The organism is Bradyrhizobium sp. Mp19 (assembly GCF_029952935.1).
GTDB lineage: Bacteria > Pseudomonadota > Alphaproteobacteria > Rhizobiales > Xanthobacteraceae > Bradyrhizobium > Bradyrhizobium elkanii.
This window is the reverse complement of record NZ_JASAUT010000022.1, coordinates 98,955-123,247: the sequence shown is the minus strand read 5'-3', so window position 1 is coordinate 123,247 and position 24,293 is coordinate 98,955. Positions and strand designations below refer to the sequence as shown.

19 protein-coding genes are annotated in these 24,293 nt (G+C 67.6%); 11 read left to right on the top strand and 8 right to left on the bottom strand.

What is annotated here, in order from left to right; all coding sequences use genetic code 11:
- Positions 1–40: 40 nt before the first annotated feature.
- The 6 genes from coaBC to QJT82_RS23640 all read left to right on the top strand — a co-directional run bounded on the left by coaBC (position 41) and on the right by QJT82_RS23640 (position 7,533).
- Entirely contained in the window at positions 41–1,465 is a 1,425-nt protein-coding gene (gene coaBC / locus QJT82_RS23665; protein WP_028341687.1) for a bifunctional phosphopantothenoylcysteine decarboxylase/phosphopantothenate--cysteine ligase CoaBC, read from the top strand.
- Positions 1,462–1,920: a dUTP diphosphatase gene (dut, locus tag QJT82_RS23660; protein WP_028341688.1), complete on the top strand. Its 459-nt coding sequence runs from the start codon at positions 1,462–1,464 to the stop codon at positions 1,918–1,920. Before coaBC ends, dut begins: the two co-directional genes overlap by 4 nt.
- A gap of 326 nt (positions 1,921–2,246) precedes the next feature.
- Positions 2,247–4,757, top strand: a complete 2,511-nt coding sequence (locus QJT82_RS23655; RefSeq protein WP_264641741.1) for a PAS domain-containing sensor histidine kinase — start codon at positions 2,247–2,249, stop codon at positions 4,755–4,757.
- Positions 4,754–6,277: a tRNA (adenosine(37)-N6)-threonylcarbamoyltransferase complex ATPase subunit type 1 TsaE gene (gene tsaE / locus QJT82_RS23650; protein ID WP_028341690.1), complete on the top strand. Its 1,524-nt coding sequence runs from the start codon at positions 4,754–4,756 to the stop codon at positions 6,275–6,277. Before QJT82_RS23655 ends, tsaE begins: the two co-directional genes overlap by 4 nt.
- An 87-nt stretch (positions 6,278–6,364) precedes the next feature.
- Entirely contained in the window at positions 6,365–6,685 is a 321-nt protein-coding gene (locus tag QJT82_RS23645) for a PilZ domain-containing protein (RefSeq protein ID WP_028341691.1), read from the top strand.
- Positions 6,686–6,810: 125 nt separating this feature from the next.
- A complete protein-coding gene (locus QJT82_RS23640) occupies positions 6,811–7,533 on the top strand; it encodes a nucleotidyltransferase family protein (protein ID WP_028341692.1) in 723 nt (240 codons plus the stop codon).
- A 13-nt stretch (positions 7,534–7,546) separates the two neighbouring features.
- Here QJT82_RS23640 and QJT82_RS23635 read toward each other — a convergent pair whose 3' ends face one another.
- A complete protein-coding gene (locus QJT82_RS23635; RefSeq protein WP_028341693.1) occupies positions 7,547–8,551 on the bottom strand; it encodes a DUF2891 domain-containing protein in 1,005 nt (334 codons plus the stop codon).
- Complete coding sequence (locus QJT82_RS23630) at positions 8,548–9,471, bottom strand: hypothetical protein (RefSeq protein WP_245288766.1); 924 nt, start codon at positions 9,469–9,471, stop codon at positions 8,548–8,550. The genes QJT82_RS23635 and QJT82_RS23630 overlap by 4 nt, the downstream gene beginning before the upstream one ends.
- Before the next feature lie 57 nt (positions 9,472–9,528).
- Between QJT82_RS23630 and QJT82_RS23625 the strand changes: the two genes are divergently transcribed.
- The 5 genes from QJT82_RS23625 to QJT82_RS23605 all read left to right on the top strand — a co-directional run bounded on the left by QJT82_RS23625 (position 9,529) and on the right by QJT82_RS23605 (position 18,223).
- Positions 9,529–10,482: a LysR family transcriptional regulator gene (locus QJT82_RS23625; RefSeq protein WP_245288767.1), complete on the top strand. Its 954-nt coding sequence runs from the start codon at positions 9,529–9,531 to the stop codon at positions 10,480–10,482.
- A gap of 80 nt (positions 10,483–10,562) precedes the next feature.
- The gene (addB, locus tag QJT82_RS23620) at positions 10,563–13,709 is read left to right on the top strand and encodes a double-strand break repair protein AddB (RefSeq protein WP_028341695.1); all 3,147 of its coding nucleotides are present in this window, start codon (positions 10,563–10,565) and stop codon (positions 13,707–13,709) included.
- Positions 13,703–17,179 (top strand): double-strand break repair helicase AddA, encoded by a 3,477-nt coding sequence (addA, locus tag QJT82_RS23615; RefSeq protein ID WP_028341696.1) that lies wholly within the window; start codon positions 13,703–13,705, stop codon positions 17,177–17,179. Before addB ends, addA begins: the two co-directional genes overlap by 7 nt.
- Positions 17,180–17,295: 116 nt before the next feature.
- Positions 17,296–17,616: a thioredoxin gene (trxA, locus tag QJT82_RS23610; protein ID WP_016847387.1), complete on the top strand. Its 321-nt coding sequence runs from the start codon at positions 17,296–17,298 to the stop codon at positions 17,614–17,616.
- A 148-nt stretch (positions 17,617–17,764) separates the two neighbouring features.
- Positions 17,765–18,223 carry a DUF2231 domain-containing protein gene (locus QJT82_RS23605; RefSeq protein WP_028341697.1) on the top strand — a complete coding sequence of 153 codons (459 nt, stop codon included), beginning with the start codon at positions 17,765–17,767 and terminating at the stop codon, positions 18,221–18,223.
- A gap of 159 nt (positions 18,224–18,382) precedes the next feature.
- On the opposite strand, the gene QJT82_RS23600 is transcribed toward QJT82_RS23605, so the two are convergent.
- From QJT82_RS23600 to QJT82_RS23575, 6 genes are all read right to left on the bottom strand, one after another.
- Positions 18,383–19,123: a metallophosphoesterase gene (locus QJT82_RS23600; protein ID WP_028341698.1), complete on the bottom strand. Its 741-nt coding sequence runs from the start codon at positions 19,121–19,123 to the stop codon at positions 18,383–18,385.
- Positions 19,124–19,196: 73 nt separating this feature from the next.
- The gene (locus tag QJT82_RS23595; protein ID WP_245288769.1) at positions 19,197–20,441 is read right to left on the bottom strand and encodes a folylpolyglutamate synthase/dihydrofolate synthase family protein; all 1,245 of its coding nucleotides are present in this window, start codon (positions 20,439–20,441) and stop codon (positions 19,197–19,199) included.
- A gap of 95 nt (positions 20,442–20,536) precedes the next feature.
- Positions 20,537–21,478, bottom strand: a complete 942-nt coding sequence (accD, locus tag QJT82_RS23590; protein ID WP_028341700.1) for an acetyl-CoA carboxylase, carboxyltransferase subunit beta — start codon at positions 21,476–21,478, stop codon at positions 20,537–20,539.
- Between the two features lie 104 nt (positions 21,479–21,582).
- Positions 21,583–22,419 carry a tryptophan synthase subunit alpha gene (trpA, locus tag QJT82_RS23585; protein WP_028341701.1) on the bottom strand — a complete coding sequence of 279 codons (837 nt, stop codon included), beginning with the start codon at positions 22,417–22,419 and terminating at the stop codon, positions 21,583–21,585.
- Positions 22,416–23,633 (bottom strand): tryptophan synthase subunit beta, encoded by a 1,218-nt coding sequence (gene trpB, locus QJT82_RS23580; RefSeq protein ID WP_028341702.1) that lies wholly within the window; start codon positions 23,631–23,633, stop codon positions 22,416–22,418. The genes trpA and trpB overlap by 4 nt, the downstream gene beginning before the upstream one ends.
- Positions 23,630–24,289, bottom strand: coding sequence for a phosphoribosylanthranilate isomerase (locus QJT82_RS23575; RefSeq protein ID WP_028341703.1), 660 nt, complete (start codon positions 24,287–24,289; stop codon positions 23,630–23,632). Before QJT82_RS23575 ends, trpB begins: the two co-directional genes overlap by 4 nt.
- Between the last annotated feature and the right edge of the window lie 4 nt (positions 24,290–24,293).

Here is a 24,293-nt window from a genome sequence, read left to right as displayed (position 1 = left end):
CTTCACACTTTTCCGGATCATGCTTTGAGGGCAGCACGCCATGGCCAGCCTGACCATCCGTAAACTCGACGACACGCTGAAGGCCTATCTGCGGCTGCGCTCCGCCAAAAACGGCCGGTCGGTCGAGGAGGAGGTCCGGGTGATCCTCCGGGAGCTCGCAGACGGCGGTACGGAGCCTGCCGAGGCGCCCGGCCCGGGTTCCGCGACGGTGACCGCCCCTGCTCCGCGGGCCGCCAGCGCGGCCGGCGAGCCGCGCGTCACCCTGATCATCGGCGGGGGGATAGCGGCCTACAAGGCGCTGGATCTGATCCGGCGGCTCAAGGAACGGCACATCCGGGTCCGCTGCGTGCTGACCAGGGCGGCCCAGCAATTCGTCACCCCGCTCGCCGCCAGCGCGCTGTCGCATGAGCGCGTCTATACCGACCTGTTCGACGCCGAGAGCGAATTCGACGCCGGCCATATCCGCCTGGCCCGGGACTGCGACCTGATCGTGGTGGCGCCGGCGACCGCCGACCTGATGGCGAAGATGGCGCAGGGCCATGCCGACGATCTCGCCACCGCCACCTTGCTGGCGGCCAACCGGCCGATCCTGCTGGCGCCGGCGATGAATCCGCTGATGTGGAACAATCCGGCCACCCGCCGCAACGTGCTGCAGCTCCGCCGCGACGGCGTCCATACCGTTGGCCCGAACGCCGGAGAGATGGCGGAAGCCGGCGAAGCCGGCGTCGGCCGGATGGCCGAGCCGACCGAGATCGCCGCCGCCGCCGACCGCATGCTGCGCCCGCCGCAGCCGCGTCCGCTGGCCGGCAAGCGGGTGCTGATCACCGCGGGCCCGACCCATGAGGCGATCGATCCGGTCCGCTACATCGCCAACCGCTCGTCCGGCAAGCAGGGCTTTGCCATTGCCGCCGCCGCGCGCGCCGCCGGCGCGGAGGTCGTGCTGGTGACCGGCCCGGTCGAGCTCGACGACCCCCAGGGCATCTCGGTCATGCACGTCGAGTCCGCCCGCGACATGCTGCACCGGGTCGAGGCCGCGCTGCCGGTCGACGTCGCGATCTTCGCCGCCGCGGTCGCCGACTGGCGGGTCGCCACCGAGGGCAGCCAGAAGCTGAAGAAGAGCGCGGCCGGCATGCCGCCGCTGCAGCTGGTCGAGAACCCCGACATCCTCGCGACAATTTCCAAGCTGAAGGAGCAGCGGCCGCCGCTGGTGATCGGCTTCGCCGCCGAGACCGAGCACCTGATCGAGAACGCCAAGGCGAAGTTCGCGCGCAAGGGCTGCGACTGGATCGTCGCCAACGACGTCTCGCCGGCGACCGGCGTGATGGGCGGCGACCGCAACACCGTTCACCTGCTCTCGCGCGAGGGCAAGGACGTCACCGTCGACTCCTGGCCTGTCATGACCAAGGAGGAAGTCGCGACCGCGCTGGTGTCGCGCATCGCCAGAGCCGTAGGAACCGCATCGTGAGCGCCACCATCAAGGTCGAAGTCCACCAATTGCCGCACGGCGCAGATCTCTTGCTGCCGATCTACCAGACCGCCGACGCGGCCGGCCTCGATTTGCTCGCGGCGGTGCCGCAATCGGCGCCGCTGCTGCTGCTGCCGGGCCGCTACGAGATGGTTCCGACCGGACTGACGATCGCGCTGCCGCCGGGCTACGAGGCCCAGGTGCGGCCGCGCTCCGGCCTTGCCGCCAAATACGGCGTCACGGTGCTGAACTCGCCCGGCACGATCGACGCCGACTATCGCGGCGAGATCAACGTGCTGCTGATCAATCACGGCCACGAGGTGTTCTCGATCCGGCGCGGCGAGCGCATCGCGCAGATGGTGATCGCGCCGGTCACGCGGGCCGAACTGGTTCCGGTCGACGTGCTGTCGGCGACCGGGCGCGGCAGCGGCGGCTTCGGCTCGACCGGACGCTAGAGCGCGTCGGAGAAGTGTGCGGACGAGCTCGGCAAGATCACGCTTCGCGCGCCCCTCCGCATGTCTACGGAGTCAATTCGCGTAAAATCCGCGCCACCCGGCGGCATTTTTTCACAGGGGATTCTGCGTTCACGGTCTGGACTCTTACTCGCCGAGTCCCGTTGGGACTATTCTGTTTTGATTCGAGCGCGACGGGGGGTCTTCGTCGGGCTGACTGGTCCTGCTTGGGCATGATCGGCGGACAAACGTTGTACGTTTGCCGTGAGGGAACACCGGTCTCCTCTTTTCCGGATCATGCCTGGGGTTTGTGCGTTCTGGGGCAACATATGTCGGGCGTAGTCGCGGCAATGCGTCGAACCCTGCTGTCATGCACCTCACTGGCGCGCGACGGCATGATTGGGCTCGCCATCACCGCGCTGCTGCCGGCGCGCGCCGCGTTTGCCGCCGAGAGCCCGGTCGCCCAGGCGATGTCGGATCATTTCGGCTTCAATCACCAGGAGGTCGCGGTCCTCGCGACGTCGCTTGCACTGGTCGGCTTCTCGGCCGTCGCCGCGATCCTCCTGATGCGCACCCGCGTGCGCGCGACGAGGGCCGAGGAGCAGTTGCAGTCCGAGATCGCGGACCTGCAGGCGCAATCGGACCGGCTGCGCGCGCTGCTGTTCGTCGAGCCGCAGGTCCTGATCTCCTGGGCCGCGGGCGACAACCGGCCACAGATCTCGGGCGACATCTCGCTGGTGATGTCGCAGGAAGGCTCGCCGCAACGCGTCCTCGCCTTCGGAACCTGGCTGCCGCCCGAGCCGGCGCTGCAGATGGACCACGCCGTCGACGCGCTGCGCGAGAAGGGCGAGGCGTTCCTGCTCAACCTCTCGACATCGGCCGGCCGCGCCATCGAGGCGATGGGCCGCGCGATCGGCGGTCAGGCCATCGTGCGGATCCGCGAGCTCGGCGGCCTGCGCCGCGAGCTCGCCGAGTCCAACCTGCGCTACAAGTCGCTGCAGGAGGAAACCGAGCTGCTGCGCGATTTCGCCGCCGCCGCGCCATGGCCGATCTGGGCCAAGAGCCTCGAGGGCAATCTGCGCTATGCAAACGCGGCCTATGTCCGCGCCACCGAGGGCAAGAGCGTGTCCGACGCGCTGCAGCGCAATCTCGAGCTGCTCGAAAGCGACCAGCGCACCGAATTGACCCGCGCGCTGAACGACAACGCCAATTATGCCGCGCGACTGCCGATCGTCGTCAGCGGCGAGCGGCGGATCTACGACGTGCAGGCGCTCAAGCTCTCCGGCGGCAGCGCCGGCATCGCGATCGACGCCAGCGAGGCTGCGGCATTGCGCGCGGCGATCGCGCGGATGGTCGAGGCGCACCGGCGCACCCTCGACCAATTGTCCTCGGGCGTCGCGGTGTTCGATGCCGACCGGCGGCTCACCTTCTACAACGAGTCCTATCGGCGGCTGTGGGGGCTCGACCAGGCCTTCCTCGACGGCAACCCCGACGATTCCAGCGTGCTGGACCGGCTCCGCGCCAACCGCAAGCTGCCGGAGCAGCCGGACTTCCGTGCCTGGAAGGCCAAGCTGCACGAGGCCTATCGCGCGGTCGAATCCGAGACCTATACCTGGTTCCTGCCCGACGGCCGCGCCATCAGCGTGGTCACCACGCCGAACCTCGAGGGCGGCGTCACCTATCTGTTCGACAACGTCACCGAGAGCCTCGACCTCGCACGCCGCTACGACCGCCTGACGCGGGTGCAGCGCGAGACCCTGGACAATCTCGGCGAGGCGGTCGCGGTGTTCGGCAGCAACGGCCGCGCGGAACTGTTCAACCCGCCCTTCGCCAAGATGTGGAAGCTGCCGGCCGACGCGCTGCAGGGCGAACCGCATATCGAGGCGGTGGAACCGCTGTGCCGGCCGCTGTTCGACGACGCCCTGACCTGGCGCACGCTGCGCGAGCAGATCACCGCGATCGAGAACCGCGCCCAGGTCGCGCTCAAGCTCGAGCGCAAGGACGGCAGCGTGCTGAATTGCATGACCATCCCGCTGCCCGACGGCAAGACCCTGCTCGCCTTCCAGGACATCACCGACACCGAAAATGTCGAGCGGGCGCTGCGCGAGCGCAACGAGGCGCTGGAAGCCGCCGACCAGATGAAGGTGGACTTCGTCCACCACGTCTCCTACGAGCTGCGCGCACCGCTCACCACCATCATCGGCTTCGCGCATTTCCTCAGCGATCCCTCGACCGGACCGCTGACGCCGAAGCAGGCCGAATATCTCGACTACGTCACCAAATCGACCAACGCGCTGCTGGCGCTGACCAACAACATTCTCGATCTCGCTACCATCGACGCCGGTGCGATGAAGCTCGAGCTCGGTCCGGTCAATATCGGCCAGGCGATCGAGGCCGCCGCCGAAGGCATCCAGGATCGCCTCGCGACCGACCGCATCACGCTGAAGGTCGATATCGAGCCCGACATCGGCGCCTTCGTCGGCGACGAGCGGCGCGTGGTGCAGGTGCTGTATAATCTGCTCGCCAACGCGGTCGGCTTCTCGCCGCATGATGCCACCGTCACGATCAGCGCGCACCGCACCGAGCACAGCGTGGTGTTTGCGGTGACCGACACCGGTCCCGGCATTCCGGCCGAGATGCGCGATAAAGTGTTCAACTGGTTCGAGAGCCATTCGCACGGCTCGCGGCATCGCGGCGCGGGCCTTGGCCTGTCGCTGGTCCGCTCCTTCGTCGAACTGCATGGCGGACGGGTGCGGGTCGATTCGACCGTAGGCCGCGGCACGACCGTGACCTGCGACTTCCCGATCGACCAGACCGCACATCGCAACGCTGCTGAATGACGGCGACCTCGACATTCTCGGTGGCGCTCGCGAACGAGACCGCGACAGCGGAGCTGATGGCCGACCTCGCGCTCCTGATCGGCGCCGGCGACGTCATCACGCTGTCCGGCGACCTCGGCGCCGGCAAGACCACCGCCGCGCGCGCGCTGATCCGTTACCTCGCCGCCGACGATGCGCTGGAGGTGCCGAGCCCGACCTTCACGCTGGCGCAGAGCTACGAGCTGCCGTCGTATCCGCTGGTTCATGCCGACCTCTACCGCATCAACGACGCCGGCGAGCTCGAGGAGATCGGGCTGTCGCCGCTGCCCGACGACATCGTGGCGCTGATCGAGTGGCCGGAACGGGCGCCCGACGCGATGCCCGCCGATCGCATCGATATCGCGTTCAGCCATCGTCCGGCGCTCGGATCGGCGGCGCGCGCGGCCGAGATCACCGGCCACGGAAAGGGCGCGGCGAAGGTCGCGCGGCTCAACGAGCTGCGCCAGTTTCTCGATCGCGCGGGCTTTCTCAATGCCCGGCGCGAACGCATGCCGGGCGATGCCTCGACACGCTCCTATGCGCGGCTGCGCAACGACGACGGCACCGTCATCCTGATGAACTCGCCGCGTCGTCCCGACGGCCCGGCGATCTACAGCGGCCAGTCCTACAGCGCAGCAGTGCATCTCGCCGAAGACGTCAGGCCGTTCGTCGCGATCGGAAACGGCCTGCGCAAGCATGGTTTTTCCGCGCCCGCGATCCGTCACATCGACCTCAAGTCCGGCTTCCTCATCACCGAGGATTTCGGCGCCGAAGGCATCATCGATGGCGATCCACCGCAGCCGATCGCCGAGCGTTACGAGGCGGCCGTCGACATGCTGGCGGCGCTGCATCGTGAAGTGCTGCCGGAGCAATTGCCGCTGACATCAGACGAGAGCTACGACATCCCGGTGTTCGACATCGACGCCTGGCTGATCGAGATCGGGCTGATGCTGGAATGGTACCTGCCCGACCGCGGCGTGCAGCCGAGCGAGGAGCTTCGCGCCGAATTTCTCGGGATGTGGCGCGGCCTGCTGGAGAAGCCCGCAGCGGCGCCGCGGACCTGGGTGATCCGCGACTTCCATTCGCCGAACATCATCTGGCTCGCCGAACGCACCGGTATCCTGCGCGTCGGCGTCATCGATTTCCAGGACGCGCTGCTGGGCCCCGCGGCCTATGACGTGGTGTCGCTGCTGCAGGACGCGCGGCTCGATGTGCCGGAGCAGCTCGAGCTGTCGCTCTTGACCCGCTACATCAAGGCGCGGCGCGCCACCGATGAGAGCTTCGATCCGGCCGGCTTCGCCGAGCTCTATGCGATCATGTCGGCGCAGCGCAACACCCGCCTGCTCGGCACCTTTGCGCGGCTCAACCGCCGCGACGGCAAGCCGCAATATCTCAAGCACCAGCCGCGGATCTGGACCTATCTCGAGCGGTCGCTGGCGCATCCGGCGCTGACCAGCTTCCGCATCTGGTACACAGCCAACGTCCCTCCTCCAGTACCGTAGTTTACGGGTTATTAGCCTCAGGCCCCCTAAGGTTGCCGAGCCCGCACCTGATCCATGGCGCGGCCGGATCTGGAGCGGGACCACACGATGGGGACGGAACGACGCAAGGGCGATCGTGTCACGTTTGAGCGCGGCATAGCAGCGCACATGATGGGCATCGACGGCACCTGGCGGCGCGACTGCACCATGGAAGACGTGTCGGAGACGGGCGCCAAGCTCTCCGTCGATGGCTCGGTCGAGGGCCTGAACCTGAAGGAGTTCTTTCTGCTGCTGTCGTCCACAGGATTGGCCTATCGCCGCTGCGAGCTGGCATGGGTCAATGGCGACCAGATCGGCGTCAACTTTCTCAAACAAGGCGACAAGAAGAAGAAAACTGCCAAACGCGGCACGCAAGCTGCCGACGTCTAGGCCCGGGTCGTCATTGCCGTCTTACGGCCGTCATGTCCGATGACTATGGCGTCTGATTGATGTGCTTGCCGAATCGCCGTGATATGATCGGCGCATGAGAGATGATGACCGAGAATATCCGGAAGATGCCCGTCACACCCCATAAGGCCATGGTGCTCGCTGCGGGCCTCGGCGTGCGCATGCGCCCCCTGACCAACACGATGCCGAAGCCGCTGGTCAGCGTCGCCGGCCAGCCGCTGCTCGACCATGTGCTCGACAAGCTCGCCGGCGCCGGTGTCAGCGAAGCCGTCGTGAACGTGCACTATTTGCCCGACCAGATCATCGAGCATGTCAAGACCCGCAGCCGTCCGCGCGTGATCATCTCCGACGAGCGCGACCAGGTGCTCGGCACCGGCGGCGCGGTGGTGAAGGCGTTGCCGCTGCTCGGCGATACGCCGTTCTATCATCTGAACGCGGACACGATGTGGATCGACGGCGTGCGCTCCAATCTGGCGCGGCTCGCGGAAACCTTCGATCCCGCGCGGATGGATATCCTGCTGCTGATGGCGCCGACCGCTACGAGCATCGGCTATGGCGGGCGCGGCGACTATTCGATGTTGCCGGATGGCGCCTTGCGCAAGCGGCGCGAGCACCAGGTGGTGCCGTTCGTCTATGCCGGCGCAGCGATCATGTCGCCTGCGCTGTTCGCCGACGCGCCGGCCGGCGAGTTCTCGCTGACCAAGATCTTCGACCGCGCCAACGAGCAGGAGCGGCTGTTCGGCCTGCGCCTCGACGGCGTCTGGATGCATGTCGGGACTCCCGACGCGATCCAGGCTGCGGAAGAAGCGTACCTGGAAAGCGTCGCTTAGGCGGCGCCCGTCGTCAGCCATCGGCGTCGATCGCGAGCACCGCGAAGCTCGCAAGCCAGTGTTCACCCATATAGTCGCTGGCGATATGCGGCAGGCCGGCATCGAGATGGCGTCGCGCAGCATCCTGCAGGATCGGGCGGCGCGTATCGGCCGCCGGCAACGCACCGGCCAGCGCCCGCCAGCACCATGCGCGGCTGAGATTGAGCCCGTCGAGATGTGCCAGCTTACCGTCCGTGCGATCGGTGACCGTTGTGGGTCGGAAGAGGGTTGCCGGTTCGCGCAGTTCGAGCCGCGGCAGGAAGCGGTCGAACCAGGGCAGGAAATCACCCGGTGCCAGCAGCCGGCGCATGCACTCCGCTTCGATCAGCGCGGACGATTGGAAGTCGTCACCGCTCGGCTCACCCCAGGCGGGGCAGTCCTGATCGGCGCCGTACCAGCGCAGCGCCGTGTCGCGCAACAGCGCGCCGAACGCATCGTCCTGTGTCACTGCGGCGTAGTCGGCTGCCATGCGCAGCCCGAACGCGGTGTTGAAATGGGTGCCGACCCGCACCGGATAGGTGGCGAGCGGCAGGAAATCGCGGTAGCGCTGCGCGAAGATCTCGGCAAGCGGAGCGATCCGGTCGCGCCAGTCGAGCAGCGAGAGCTCTGCCGCGAGCTTCAACAGCCAGCCCCAGCCGTAAGGCCGCTTGAAGCCGCGTGCGGTCGGGGCGGCGAGATAGCTGCATTCCGCCGCGACCTTTTCCGCAACGAACTGCGCGTCGAACAGCGCGCGGATATCGTCCGCCGCCTCGGATGAGGGATAGCGGCGCAGCAGCCGGGCAAGCATCCAGTAGCTGTGGACGCAGGAGTGCCAGTCGTAGCTGCCAAAGAACACCGGATGCAGTTCGCGCGGTGTGCGCGCGTCCTGCGGCCCCGCCAGCACGTGATCCGGCTTGTTCGGATATTCGCGCGTGACATGGCCGAGTGCGATGCGCGCGAAGCGGACGGCGAGGTCTTCGGTCAGGATCGTCGCGCTCATGGTGAGGCATTCTCCCTGCGCTCGCGGCGAACGAGCATCTCGATCAGCCGCGGCGTCATATAGATCGGAAACTGCGTGGCGGCGAAGAACAACGCCGTCATCGGCGACACCGCAGCGCCCATCGCCGACCAGACCAGTCCGACATTGCGGTTGCCGAGAATGAGGCCGCTGGTCAGCCGCGCAGCCAGATTGCCCGGCGTGAGCAGCGCGCCGCACAATTGCAGGGCGAGATTGCAGGCGAAGGCAAGGCCGACGCAGGTGAACGCGGCGGCCGGTTGCGCTTCGATCTGAGCACGCACCCCGGCCATGGTGGCGATCGCGAACAGCAGCAGCGAGGCGAGCACGAGCGCGTCGATGATGCGCGCATGCTGCACCAATCGTGCAGCGGCCTGACGGCGCAGCAGCAACGCCAGCGCGCCGGCGGCGCCGACCAGCAGCGCCAGCCGCGTCGCAAGCGCCAGCGGATCGAGCGCGAGATCGGCAAATCCCGCGGCGATCAGCGGCACGGTGACCGGCGCCAGCGCCATCGACAGCAGCGTCACGGCAAGCGGAATGGTCGCGTCGAAGCCGAGCATGCGCGCGACGGCCGCCGTGCCGCTCGACGGCGGCGCACACACCGACAGCACCAATGCGACGATCAGCTCGGGTCGAAAGCCGGCGCCGCGCGCGGCAAAGCCGACGGCAAGCGGGCTCGCCAGCATGGCGAGCGCCGGCAACAGCAGCCAGACCAGCGGCCGCCGCAATGCGCGCCGGAACGCCGTCCCGTCGACCTGGAGGAAGGTGCCGAGCACCAGAACGAAGATCGCCGCCGCCATCAGCGGGCGCACGCCATCCGCCAAGGCAGGGAAAGCCAATCCTGCCAGCACGCCGAGGATCAGCAGTGTCGGCCCGCGCGGCACCAGCCTTTCAAATCTCGCCAAATTCCTGGGTCCCGTCGTCATGTCCGGCCAACAAGCATAGGCTGGGGCAGATCATTGTTGAAATCGATTATTGTTATATGCACTATTGCTACAATGAATTTAGCCGCCATCGATCTCAACCTGCTGGTCGCCTTCGAGGCGCTGATGGAGGAGCGCCACGTCACCCGGGCGGCCGAGCGCATCGGGCTCGCCCAGCCGTCCATGAGCAGCGCGTTGCGGCGGCTGCGTGCGCTGTTTGCCGACGAACTGTTCCTGCGTGCCGGCGCGGGCATGCAGCCGACCGAAAAGGCGCTGGCGCTGGCCGGGCCGATCGGCGAAGCGCTGCGGCAGATCCGGAGCGCGTTGGTGCCCGATCAGGGCTTCGATCCGGCCATCGCGCGACGGCGGATCACCATCGCCGCGACCGACTACGGCGATCTCGTTGTGGTGCCGGAATTGACCCGGCTGCTGCGCATCGAAGCGCCCGGCATTGACCTTGCCGTGCGCCCGCTCACCGATGCGACGGTGGCGCTGGCGAAGCTGGAGCGCGGTGAACTCGATGCGCTGATCGGGGGGCACCTGCCGGAGTCGCCGCGCTGTGTCCGGCACCGGCTATTCGAGGAACGCTTCGTCTGCGTCCGCGATGCACGCGCGAACCGATCGGAGCGCCTCAGTCTGAAAGATTACGCGACCCTGCCTCACGCGCTGTTCTCGGCGGCCGGCGGCGACGGCCTGCCGAGCGTGATCGACGCGCTGCTGGCACGCCATGGACTGAAGCGACGGGTGGCGGTGACGCTTGCGCATGTGGTGGCCGTTCCGTTCGCCGTGGCCGACACCGATCTGATCGCCACGATGGCCGAGCGCGTCGCCCGGCGCTTCACGCATCTGGCCGACATTGCCGTCGTCGCACCGCCGATCGACATCCCCGCCTTCGCGATCGACCTGATCCATACAAGCCGCGCCGCCCGGGATCCGGCGCTGCGCTGGTTCCTGGATGCCGCCGACCGCTGCGCCGGCCGATTGCGATATTGAGCGGTGACGGTTCTCCGTCAGGGGTGGCTAACGACGGCCGCCGCTCCCTATATTGGCGCCGGATTCGAATCAGGCAGCCCATGCGCGTCTTCAGTGTTCCCGTTTCTGCGCCGTTCCTGCGGACCGTCATCTCGGCGCTGGTCGATGGCCGGCTGGTGGCGGGATTCGAGGCGCGGAGCGATCCGGCAAGGCTCGCCAACGCCACGCTGTATCTGCCGACCCGCCGTGCCGGACGGCTGGCGCGGGAAATCTTCCTCGATGTGCTCGAGTCCGACGCCGCCGTGCTGCCGCGCATCGTCGCGCTCGGCGACATCGATGAGGACGAACTTGCCTTCGCCGACCAAAGCGAGGACGTCGGCGGCGCCGCGCCGCTGGAGATTCCGCCAAGGCTCGGCGAGCTCGAGCGCCGGCTGACGCTGGCGCATCTGGTCGCGGCCTGGGCCAAGACGCCGGTATCGGCGCCGCTGGTGGTCGGCGGCCCGGCCTCGACACTGCAACTCGCCGGCGATCTGGCGCGGCTGATGGACGACATGGTGACGCGCGGCGTCGACTGGCGCGCGCTCGACCGCCTGGTGCCGGACCAGCTCGACAAATATTGGCAGCACTCGCTCGACTTCCTGCGCATCGCGCGCGACGCCTGGCCGAACTACCTCAAGGAGATCGGCCGGATCGAGCCCGCGGCGCGGCGCGATCTCCTGATCGAGGCGGAAGCGGCGCGGCTCACCGCGCATCACGTGGGCCCGGTGATCGCCGCCGGTTCGACCGGCTCGATGCCGGCGACGGCGAAATTCCTGCACGCGGTGGCGAAGCTGCCGAACGGCGCCGTGGTGCTGCCCGGGCTCGACACCGATCTCGACGAGGACTCCTGGGGCACGATCGGCGGCGAGCGCGGCGACGACGGCAGGTTCACCACGCCGCCCTCGTCGAACCATCCGCAATTCGCGATGCACGCTTTGCTCGACCGCTTCGGCATCAAGCGCCGCGATGTCGAGAGCCTTGCCGAGCCCGCGCCACTCGGCCGCGAGGTGCTGGTGTCGGAGACGATGCGTCCCTCGACCGCGACCGCGCAGTGGCATGATCGGCTGGAGCGGCCGGAGATCGTGGCGCGGATTTCCGCAGGGATGACTAACCTCACCGTGGTCGAAGCGCCCAATCCGGAAATGGAAGCGCTGGCGATCGCGGTCGCGATGCGCGAGGCGCGGCACCTCGGCAAATCGGCCGCGCTGGTGACGCCGGATCGCGCGCTGGCGCGCCGCGTGATGGCCTCGCTGACGCGCTGGAAGCTCGAGTTCGATGATTCCGGCGGCGATGCGCTGATGGAAACGCCGGCCGGCGTGTTCGCCCGCCTCACCGCGGAGGCCGCGGCCAAGGGGCTGGAGCCGCCGACATTGCTCGCGCTGCTCAAGCATCCGCTGTTCCGGCTCGGCGGTTCGCATGGGGCGTTGCGGCGCGCGATCGAGGTGCTGGAGATCGCGCTGCTGCGCGGCACGCGGCCGCAAGCCGGGACCGGCGGTCTCGCCCGCGACTTCGCGCGTTTCCGCGCCGAGCTGGTCAAGCTGCACGGCGGCGAGACCTCGTCGCTGCACGCCATGGAGCCGCGCGCCCGGCTGCGCGACAACGAGCTCAACCAGGCCGAGGGCCTGATCGGCAGATTGCAGGCGGCGCTGGCGCCGCTCGAAGGCATGGCGTCGTCAAAGCCCTACGACTTCGCGGAGTTGGCGGCGCGCCATCGCGAGGCGCTGATCGCGCTGTCCGGCGACCAGAACGGCGTTGCGCTCGTGTTCGAGGAGCGCGCCGGTGCGTCGCTGGCGTCCGCGTTCGACGAGTTGCTCGCCAAGCAGCAGCCGAGCGGGCTGATGACGCCGCTCGCCGATTATCCCGAGGTGTTCCAGACCGCGTTCGCCGACCGCACGGTGCGGCGGCCGGAATCGGCGCGGGCGCAGCTCAACATCTTCGGCCAGCTCGAAGCACGTCTCACCGAATCCGATTGCGTCATCCTCGGCGGCCTGGTCGAGGGCGTCTGGCCGCCGGCGCCGCGGATCGATCCCTGGCTGAGCCGGCCGATGCGGCACGAGCTCGGGCTCGATCTCCCCGAGCGGCGCATCGGCCTGTCCGCGCACGACTTTGCGCAGCTGCTCGGCCATCACGAGGTGATCCTCACCCACGCCGCAAAGGTCGGCGGCGCGCCGGCGGTCGCCTCGCGCTTCCTGCACCGGCTCGAAGCGGTGGCGGGCGAAGCGCGCTGGAAGGCCGCGACATCGGCCGGCGAAACTTACGTGCAATATGCCGCCGAGCTCGACCGGCCCGACAAGGTCGAGCCGATCCCGCAGCCGGAGCCGCGGCCGCCGCGCGAGGCACGGCCGCTGAAAATGTCTGTCACCGCGATCGAGGACTGGCTGCGCGATCCCTACACGATCTATGCGCGCTACATCCTGAAGCTCGATCCGCTCGACCCCGTCGACATGCCGCTGTCGGCGGCCGATCGCGGCTCGGCGATCCACGAGGCGCTCGGCGAGTTCACGCAGGTCTATGCCGATGCGCTGCCCGCCGACACTCTGCGCACGCTGCGCGAGATCGGCGGCAAATATTTCGCACCGCTGATGGAGCGGCCCGAGGCGCGGGCGCTGTGGTGGCCGCGCTTCCAGCGCATCGCAGGATGGTTTGCCGAATGGGAGCAGGCCCGGCGCGGCCAGATCGAGGCCATCAAGGCCGAGATCCGCGGCGAGATCGGGATCCCGCTCGACGACGCCAGAACCTTCACCCTCTCGGCGCGCGCCGACCGCATCGAACGGCGCGATGACGGCAGCTTTGCGATCCTCGACTACAAGACCGGCCAGCCGCCGACCGGCAAGCAGGTGCGCATGGGCCTGTCGCCGCAGCTCACCCTGGAAGCCGCGATCCTGCGCGAGGGCGGCTTCGCTGAGATCCCGGCGGACTCCTCGGTCGGCGACCTCGTCTATGTCAGGCTGAGCGGCAACAACCCGCCGGGCGAGCAGCGTTCGCTGGAGCTGAAGATCAAGACCAGCGACACGCCGCAGCCGCCCGATGAAGCCGCCGACAGCGCGCGGCGCAAGCTCGAGGCCCTGATCCGCGCCTTCGACGACGAGCAGCAGGCCTACACCTCGCTGAACCTCTCGATGTGGGCGAACCGCTACGGCGCCTATGACGACCTCGCACGCATCAAGGAATGGTCCGCCGCCGGCGGCCTGGGGATCGAGGAATGGTGAAGGCTATCAGGCCCATCCCGCCCGCCGTGCGCGACGCGCAGGCGCGTGCGTCCGATCCGAAGGCGTCGACCTTCGTGTCGGCCAATGCCGGCTCGGGCAAGACCCATGTGCTGGTGCAGCGCGTGATCCGCCTGCTGCTGTCGGGCGTGCCGCCGGAAAAGATCCTCTGCATCACCTTCACCAAGGCCGCCGCGGCGAACATGGCCGAGCGCGTCTTCACGACGCTCGGCCATTGGGTGACGCTCGACGACGCCGGGCTCGACGCCGCGATCCGCGAGGCCGGTATCGCGCATCCAGATTCGAAGCTCCGCAAGGAAGCTCGCAAGCTGTTTGCCTGCGCGCTGGAGACGCCGGGCGGCTTGAAGGTGCAGACCATCCACGCGCTGTGCACCCGCCTGCTGCAACAGTTTCCGTTCGAGGCCAATGTGCCGGCGCGCTTTGCCGTGCTCGATGACCGCGACCAGAACGAGATGATGGAGCGCGCCAATCTCGCGGTGTTCCTCGAAGCGTCGCGGATTCCCGACAGTCCCATCGGCCGCGCGCTGCGGACGGCGATGGCAAATGCCGCCGACGTCACTTTCAAGGAGGTGGTCCGCGAGGCCTGCCTCAGCCGCGACCATTTCATGGCCTGGACCGATGCCGCCGGCAACGCCGCGGCCGCCGCCGCGCAGATGTCGGCCGCGCTCGGCGTCTCCGCCGATATTCGCATCGAGGATGTCGAGCGCGAGATCGTCGACGGCCCGAACCTGCCGCGGTCGAGCTGGAAGGAGATGGCTACACTCCTCGACACCAGCAGCAAGGCGGATCAGAAGCAGGCCGAGCGACTGCGAGCCGCGCTGACCTTCACCGGTGCAGCCCAGGTCGACGAGTATCTCGGCGTCTTCCTCACCGACGACCGCGCGCCGCGCGCGTCTGTTGTCACCAACAATTTCATCAAGAAGAATTCGGCCGCCGGCCATCGGTTCGAAGCGGAGATCGACCGTCTCGGTCCGTTGATCGAGCGCCGCCGCGCCGTGGTTGCACGCGACCGCACCGAGGCGCTGATCCACATCGCGACCGCGGCGGCCGCGCATTACCGGCGCGAGAAGCTGGAGCGCGGCCTGCTCGACTACGACGACTTGATCGACAAGACGCTGGCGATGCTCGACCGCGTCTCGTCGGGCTGGGTGCATTACAAGCTCGACCGCGGCGTCGATCACGTGCTGATCGACGAGGCGCAGGACACGAGCCCCCGGCAATGGGACATCGTCGCGCACATCATCTCGGAATTCACCTCCGGCGCCGGCGCGCGCGACGGCCTGGTGCGCACCGTGTTCGCGGTCGGCGACGAGAAGCAGTCGATCTTCTCGTTCCAGGGCGCGGCGCCGCGCGAATTCGACCTGCGCCGGCGCGAGTTGAAGCGGCGGTTCGAGGAAGCCGGGCTGAAATTCGACCCGGTGTCGTTCACCTATTCGTTCCGCTCGGGGCCGGTGATCCTGCACTCGGTCGACCATGTGTTCCGCGAGCAGGACATCTTTCGCAGCATCCATGCGGTCGAGAACGGCTACCCGATCCACAATGCGATGACTGACGCCGGCCCGAGCCTGATCGAGCTCTGGGATCTCGCGGTTGCCGACGATCGCCAGGACATCGAGGGCTGGCGCGCGCCGTTCGACGGCGTCTCGGTGACCAGCCCCGAGGTGAAGCTGGCAAGGCGCATCCAGGCCGAGATCAAGCGCCTCGTTGCCAGCGGCACCATGACCGGCAGCGCCGGCGGACGGCGGCCACTGAGCTACGGCGACATGCTGATCCTGGTGCGGCGGCGCGGCAACGCCTTCGACGCGGTGATCCAGGCGCTGAAGCACGCCGGCATCCCGGTCGCCGGCGCCGACCGGCTGAAGCTGACCGAGCACATCGCGATCATCGACCTGATGAACCTCGCCGATGAGCTGTTGCTGCCGCAGGACGATCTCGCGCTGGCGGTGGCGTTGAAGAGCCCGCTGTTCGGCCTCGACGACGACGATTTGTTCAAACTGGCGTACCAGCGTCGCGGCTCGCTGCGCGAGGCATTGGCCGCGCAGGCGCCAACCGATGAGCGATTCGCGGCCGCGCTGCGCCGTCTCGAACAATGCGAGCGCCGCTTCACCCAGGAGACGCCGTTCGCGTTCTACGCCTGGCTGCTCGGCGGCGACGGCGGGCGGGCGCGCATCCTGCGCCGGCTCGGCCATGAGGCCAACGACGCGCTCGACGAATTCCTCGAGCTTGCGCTGAGCTATGAGCGCAAGGCGCCGGCCTCGCTGCAGGGCTTCGTCGCCTGGCTGCGCGCCGCCGACACCGAGGTGAAGCGCGATATGGAGATTTCGCGCGACGAGGTCCGCGTCATGACCGTGCACGGCGCCAAGGGCCTCGAGGCATCGGTGGTGTTCCTGGTCGACACCACGACCTCGCCGTCGGACACGCAGCGGCTGCGGCTGATCCATCTGCCGCAGGGCAATGCCGCGCCGAACGCGCCCGGCGTCGTGGTGTGGGCCGGCAAGAAGGCCGAAGATCCGCCCAACGTCGCCGATGCCCGCAAGGCGATGCTCGGCGACACCGAGGACGAGTATCGCCGCCTGCTCTATGTCGCGATGACCCGTGCCGCCGATCGGCTGATCGTCGGCGGCTGCATGCCGGGCAACATGAACACGGTGCGGAAATCGTCCTGGTACGATCTGATCACCAGGGGGCTCGCCAATTCCGGGCTCAAGCTCGAGGAGCTGGAGACGCCGGCCGGCAAGGTGATGCGCTATTCGCGGCCGGACGACGTCGCCGATCTCACCGGTGCGACTGCGTCAGCGGCCGCGGTGCCGATCGCGTTGCCGTCCTGGCTGCGTGCACCGGCCGCACCGGAAGCATCAGCGGCGGGCATGCTGCGTCCGTCCGATCCGGCTGACGGCGACAGCCACCCGATCCGAACCGGCGAATCGGTGCTGCTGCGCGCCCGCGCCCTGCAACGCGGCACGCTGGTGCATCGCCTGCTGCAATCGCTGCCCGACGTGGCCCTCGAGCGGCGGCGCGCCGCCGCGCTCGGCTTCCTCGCGCGCAATGCCGACGGCTGGAGCGAACAGGAGCAGGCCGCGCTCGCGGATCAGGTGCTCGCCCTGATCGCCGATCCGCGCTTTGCCGCCGTGTTCGCGCCCGGCAGCCGCGCGGAAGTCTCGATCGTCGGGCGGCTGGAGCGCTCGGGCCAGCCGAAGGCGCTGGTCTCGGGCCAGATCGACCGCCTGGTGGTGACGCCGGACCATGTCCTGATCGTCGATTTCAAGACCAATCATGCCCCGCCGAGGACCGCCGCCGAGGCGCCGCAGGGCTATGTCCGGCAGCTCGCACTGTACCGCGCGGTGCTCGCCAGGCTTTATCCCCAGCTGCCCGTGCGGGCCGCCCTGCTCTGGACCGAAACGACTGAAATCATGGAGATTTCCGCCTCCGCGCTGGACGCCGCCCTGGCATAAGTTCATGTCGGCGTGAGCAACCTTGACCCGGCAAGGGGGCGTTCATAGGTTTGACCCATGCTCCCGGGCGCGATTCTCAACCGCGCCCTTTTGTCTCAACCGAACGAGGTACTCACATGGCCGTTGGCAAGGTTTCTGACGCCGATTTCGAAGCCGAAGTGCTCAAGGCGACCGGGCCGGTGGTCGTCGACTTCTGGGCCGAGTGGTGCGGCCCCTGCCGCATGATCGCTCCCGCTCTCGATGAGATTTCCGGTGCGATGGGCGACAAGGTCAAGATCGTGAAGCTCAACGTCGACGAGAGCCCGAAGACCGCATCGAAGTATGGCGTGATGTCGATCCCGACCCTGATGATCTTCAAGGGCGGCGAAATGGCGTCCCGTCAGGTCGGCGCCGCGCCGAAGGCCAAGCTGCAGCAGTGGATCACCGCTGCGGTCTGATCCGATTCGAATTAGCTGATTTGCGAAGCGGCCGGCGACAAGCCGGCCGTTTTGTTTTGCACCCCGATCCCTGCGGTTGCGCGGCAACGCTTAGGAACCCGAGCGGGTGGCCCACGTTCTGGTGTCAAATGGCCCTCGGGAGGGACCCATGTCGAACCCCAGATCAACCGCGCAGGTCGCGGGACATCCTATCCATCCGATGCTCATTCCGTTTCCGGTCGTATGCTTTGTTTTGACCTTCGTTGCCGATCTCGCATTCTGGAAGACGGGCACTGAGTTCTGGGCCAGCGCCTCGCTCTGGCTGCTTGGTATCGGCCTGATCATGGCCGCGCTCGCCGCCGTTGCCGGCGTGATCGATCTCCTCGGAGACGATCAGGTCCGCAACCTATCCGATGCGTGGCAGCACGCCGGCGGCAACGTCATCGCGGTATTGATCGCGCTGTACAACTGGTATTCGCGCTTCGAGCACGGCACATCCGCCATCGTGCCGACCGGCCTCGCGCTATCGTTCATCGTGGTCCTGATCCTGCTGTTCACCGGCTGGAAGGGCTGGGAGATGGTCTATCGCGAGCATGTCGGCGTCTCGGATGAGGCGCATATCCATTAGGAGTGCATCGTCTCCATCACGCCGAGGCCGGCCTATCGAATCTCGTTCGTCATGGCCGGGCTTGACCCGGCCATCCATCTGCGTTCGAAAAATGCCCTTGCGAAGATTGACGGATACGCGGGTCAAGCCCGCGTATGACGAAACGGGTTTGGGGCGCGGTTACCGGATCCATCCCGTCGCCAGCGCCGAGGCGAGTTCGGCCTGGCCGTGCTGGCGCGCCAGCGCCGCCATTGCCGCGTGGTCGTACGGAATGTGGCGGAAGGTTACGTCCCAGCCACCATCGACCTGCTCGAGGATCGCGTAGCGCGCGTCGGGCGAACCGGCCTCCACGACATGCGGATGCGGCTTGCCGACGCGATAGCCGGGCGAGCCGACGCTGCCGGGATTGACGATCAAGCGGCCGTCGCGAAGCCGCACGGCTCGCGCAGTGTGCGTGTGTGCGCAGAGGATCAGCGGCTGCCTCACGCCGGCGGCCCTTGCCTCGATCGCGTCAAGCGCAGACATGCAAACCTCGCCGCCCGGCAATACCGTCTCGAGCCAGTAGGTCTCGTCATCCTGGGGCGTTGCGTGACAGAGGAAAACCTCGTCGCGATAGACCGCATTCGCCGGCAGCGTGCGCAGCCAGTCGAGATGCCGCGGCTCGAGCCGGGTATAGGTCAGCCGCTCCCAGGAGCCCATTTTCTCGTGCGGGCGGTCGATCAGATAGCGGTCGTGATTGCCGAGCAGATGGACCGCATCGAGCGCCATCAGCATATCGATCGTCGGCCGGGCATCGAGCGGCCCGCTCACCATGTCGCCGAGGTCGACGATGTCGGAAATGCCCTGCGCGCGGATGTCCGACAGCACGGCTTCGAGCGCGAGATGGTTGCCGTGGATATCGGCGATCGCAGCAAAACGCATGATATTGTCCTGTCCTCAAGCGCGACGTCCCGTCCGGATGGAGCGAAGCGCAATCCGGGCTACGACACCGACATCATGCAGGAGGCGTGCCGTTGGCCGCAAGCACGGGACCGGCCAGATACAGCGAGCCCGTGATCAGGATGCGCGGCGGCACCTCATAGGCCAGCATCGCAAGCCGTTGCAGCGCGGCGGCGACGCCGTCAGCGATCTCGACCCGCATGCCGAGCGCCCGCGCGGCGTCAGCTAGTCTGTCCGGCGCCATGCCGTTGTCGCGGCCGGGCACCGGGACCGCGATGATGTGGCGGGTCAGCCCGGCAAAATTAGCGAGGAAAGCGTTGGCGTCCTTGTTGGCCATCATCCCTGCGATCACGACCAGCGGCCGCGACACGCGCTCCTCGAGATCGCCGAGCGCCGCGGCCGCAACGCGGCCGCCCTCGGCATTGTGTCCGCCGTCGAGCCAGACCTCGGAGCCCTGCGGCCCCTGGCCGACGAGCGCGCCGGAAACCAGCCGCTGCATTCGCGCCGGCCATTCCGCATTGACGATGCCGGCTTCAAAGGCCGCGATGTTGAGTTTGAACTTGTCGATCGCGCGCAGCGTCGCAATCGCGAGGCCCGCATTGTCGAACTGGTGCCGGCCGAACAGTTTCGGCGCGGCGAGATCCAGCAGGCCGCGCTCGTCTTGATACACCAGCCGGCCGCGCTCGACGCCGACATGCCATTGCTGGCCGGCCGCATGTAGCGGCGCGCGCATGCGGTTCGCCTGCGCCTCGATCACGGCCATCGCATCCGGCGCCTGCTCGGCCGAGATCACCGGCACCTTGCGCTTGATGATCGCGGCCTTTTCACCGGCGATCGCCGTCAGATTGTCGCCGAGGAATTCCATGTGGTCCATGCTGACCGGCGCGATCACCGAGGCGAGCGGCGTCTCGACCACATTGGTCGAATCGAGCCGGCCGCCGAGCCCGACCTCGAGCAGCGCGACATCGGCAGGATGCCTGGCGAACAGGCAGAATGCCACCGCCGTTTCCATCTCGAAGATGGTGATGGGATTGCCGCCGTTGACGCGCTCACAGTGCTCGAACGTCTCGCGCAGCTCATCGTCACCGACGAGCTTGCCGCCGCCTTTGGCGCCCAGCCGGTAGCATTCGTTGATCCGCACCAGATAGGGCGAGGTGAAGACGTGCACGCGCAGGCCCGACGCCTCCAGGATCGCGCGCAGATAGGCGATGGTCGAGCCCTTGCCGTTGGTGCCGGCGACATGGATCACCGGCGGCAGCTTGCGCTCGGGATGATCGAGCCGCTCCATCAGGCCGCGCATGCGATCGAGGCTGAGATCGATGCGCTTGGGATGCAGCGCCGATATCCGCGCGATCAACGCCTCGAACGAGGCCTGCGATGGGGCGGCGCTTGCGGTCACGCGTGCGGCGCGGCCGGCACCGTCTCCGGCGCCGTGACGATCTGGGCCGGCTCGGTGACCGGGGCCTTGGGCTTCGATGCGGATTCGAGCGGCGGCGCCTTGGTCAGCAGGCGGCACAGCCGCGCCAGCGTGGCCTTCATCTCGTGGCGATGCACCACCATGTCGACCATACCGTGCTCGCGCAGATATTCGGCGCGCTGAAAGCCGTCCGGCAGCTTTTCGCGGATGGTCTGCTCGATCACGCGCGCGCCGGCAAAGCCGATCAGCGCACCGGGCTCGGCGATCTGGATGTCGCCGAGCATCGCATAGGACGCGGTGACACCGCCGGTGGTCGGATTGGTCAGCACGACGATGTAGGGCTGGCGCGCCTCGCGCAGCATCTGCACGCCGACGGTGGTGCGCGGCATCTGCATCAGCGACAGGATCCCTTCCTGCATCCGCGCGCCGCCGGATGCGGCGAACACGATGAAGGGCGACTTCTTCTCGACCGCGAGCTCGAGCCCGCGCACCATGGCTTCACCGGCGGCCATGCCGAGCGAGCCGCCCATGAAATCGAAATCCTGCACCGCGACCACGACGCCGGCGCCCTCTAACTTGCCGTAGCCGACCTTGATCGCGTCGTTCAGCCCGGTCTTGGTGCGGGCGTCCTTGATGCGGTCGACATATTTGCGCTCGTCGCGGAATTTCAGCGGATCGGCCGTCACCTCGGGCAGCGCGACATCGAACCAGGTCTCGTTGTCGAAGATCGACTTCAGCCGGGCCACCGCGCCCATGCGCATATGGTAGTTCGAGCCGGGGATGACGAACTGGTTGGCCTCGACGTCCTTGTAGAACACGAGCTGTCCGGAATCCGGACACTTGATCCAGAGGTTTTCCGGCGTCTCGCGCCGCAGGATGTTGCGGATCTTCGGCCGGACGACGTTGGTGAGCCAATTCATGGTTCGCTCCGAAATGCGGATCGGTTCCGCACCAGCTGGATATATGGCGGGCCGGGCGAGCCCGGCAAGCCGCCATCGGCGGCCTTGTTGCCGCAAAATGTGGCTTATTCAGCGGCCTGTTTGGCGCCCCGGACCCCCTGCGCCAGCGCCGACACCAGGTCCGCCACCGCGCTCACGGTCTTCGGCGTCGCGCGGCCCTCGGCATCGAGATTGGCACGCACCACATCGACGATTGCGGTGCCGACCACCGCGCCGTTGGCGTTCTCGGCGATCGCGCGCGCCGTCTCCGGAGTGCGGATGCCGAAGCCGACGCAGACCGGCAGCTTGGTGTGCCGCTTGATGCGGGCCACAGCTTCCGCGACCACCTTCGAATCGGCCGTCGCAGCGCCGGTGATGCCGGTGATCGAGACGTAATAGACAAAGCCCGAAGTGTTGGCGAGCACCGCCGGCAGGCGCTTGTCGTCCGTGGTCGGCGTCGCCAGCCGGATGAAGTTCAGCCCGGCCTTCATCGCGGGGATGCAGAGCTCGGTATCTTCTTCCGGCGGCAGGTCGACGATGATCAGGCCGTCGACGCCGGCGGCCTTGGCATCGGCCAGGAAGCTGTCGACGCCGTAGATGTAGATCGGATTGTAGTAGCCCATCAGCACGATCGGCGTGGCGTTGTCGTCCCTGCGGAAGTCGCGGACCATCGCCAGCGTCTTGCGCAGCGTCATGCCGCCCTTGAGCGCGCGCAGGCCCGCGGCCTGGATCGACGGGCCGTCGGCCATCGGATCGGTAAAGGGCATGCCGATCTCGATGACGTCGGCGCCGGCCTTCGGCAGCGCCTTGAGGATGTCGAGCGAGGTCTTTGCGTCCGGATCGCCGGCCATCACGAAGGTGACGAAAGCGGAGCGGCCCTGCTGCTTCAGCTCGGCGAAACGTGCGTCGATACGGGTGGTCACTTCTTCCTGCCCTTCAAGATGTCGCCAACCTGCGGCACGTCCTTGTCGCCGCGGCCCGAGAGGTTGACCACCATCAGGTGATCCTTCGGCCGCTGCGGTGCGAGCTCGGACAGTTTCGCGATGGCGTGCGCCGATTCCAGCGCGGGGATGATGCCCTCGAGCCGCGACAGCAGCTGGAAGGCAGCCAGCGCCTCCTCGTCGGTCGCCGAGAGATACTTCACGCGGCCGGTCTCGTGCAGCCAGGCGTGCTCCGGGCCGATGCCGGGATAGTCGAGGCCGGCCGAGATCGAATGCGCTTCCTCGATCTGGCCGTCGGCGTCCATCAAGAGATAGGTGCGGTTGCCATGCAGCACGCCAGGACGCCCGCCGGCGAGCGAGGCGGCATGCAGCTGCGTCAGCCCGTGACCGGCGGCCTCGACGCCGAAGATCTCGATCAAGGGATCGTCGAGGAACGGATGGAACAGGCCCATCGCATTGGAGCCGCCGCCGATGCAGGCGATCAGCGAATCCGGCAGGCGGCCCTCGGCCTCCTGCATCTGCTTGCGGGTCTCGTGGCCGATGATCGACTGAAAGTCGCGCACCATCATCGGATAGGGGTGCGGTCCCGCCACCGTGCCGATGCAATAGAAGGTGTCGTGCACGTTGGTGACCCAATCGCGCAGCGCGTCGTTCATCGCATCCTTCAGCGTGCGCGCGCCCGACTGCACCGGGACGACCTTGGCGCCCAGCATCTCCATGCGGATCACGTTCGGCTGCTGCCGCTCGACGTCGACCGCGCCCATATAGACCACGCATTCGAGCCCGAACCGCGCGCACAGCGTTGCCGTCGCCACGCCATGCTGGCCGGCGCCGGTCTCGGCGATGATGCGCTTCTTGCCCATGCGGCGCGCGACCATGATCTGGCCGAGCACATTGTTGACCTTGTGCGAGCCGGTGTGGTTGAGCTCCTCGCGCTTCAGATAGATCTTGGCGCCGCCGAGATGCTCGGTGAGCCGCTCGGCGAAATAGAGCGGCGAGGGCCGGCCGACATAGTCCTTCAGATAGACGTTCATCTCGGCCTGGAACGCCGGATCGGCCTTGGCGTCGGCATAGGCTTTTTCGAGATCGAGGATCAGCGGCATCAGCGTTTCCGCGACGAAGCGTCCGCCGAAAATGCCGAAATGCCCGCGCTCGTCGGGGCCGCTGCGGAAGGAATTGGGCAGGTTTGGATTCATCGAACCATCAGTTCTTGGGTTGCGCGCGCGGCGCGGATGAAGGCGCGGATCAATTCGGGATCCTTGACGCCGGGCGTGCCCTCGACGCCCGACGAGACATCGACGCCGCCGGCGCGCGTGACGCGGACAGCTTCAGCGACGTTGTCGGCATTGAGCCCGCCGGAGACCATGTAGGGCAGCGCGAGATCGAGATTTTCCAGCACGTGCCAATCGAACGGCGCGCCGAGGCCACCCGGCCGCGTGGCATCCTTCGGCGCGCGGGCATCGAACAGGATACGATCGGCGACGCCGGCATAACCCGGCAGCGGGGCGAGATCGGCTGCGGTCTCGACCGGCAGCGCCTTCATCAGCGGCAGGCCGAACTTCGCCTTGATGTCGCGCAGCCGCGCCGTGGTCTCCTTGCCGTGCAATTGCAGGATATCCGGCCGCAGCGTCTCGACGATGTTCTCAAGCGTCGCATCGTCGGCATCGACGGTCAGCGCGACCTTGACGGCGCGGCCCTTGGCGCGGCTGCCGAGCTCGCGCGCGGTCTCAAGGCTGATGTGACGCGGCGACGGCGGAAAGAACACGAACCCCACCATGTCGGCGCCGCCCTCAAGCGCGACGTCGAGCGTCTCGCGCGTGGACAGGCCGCAGATTTTGACAAGCAGGGGCATGGTC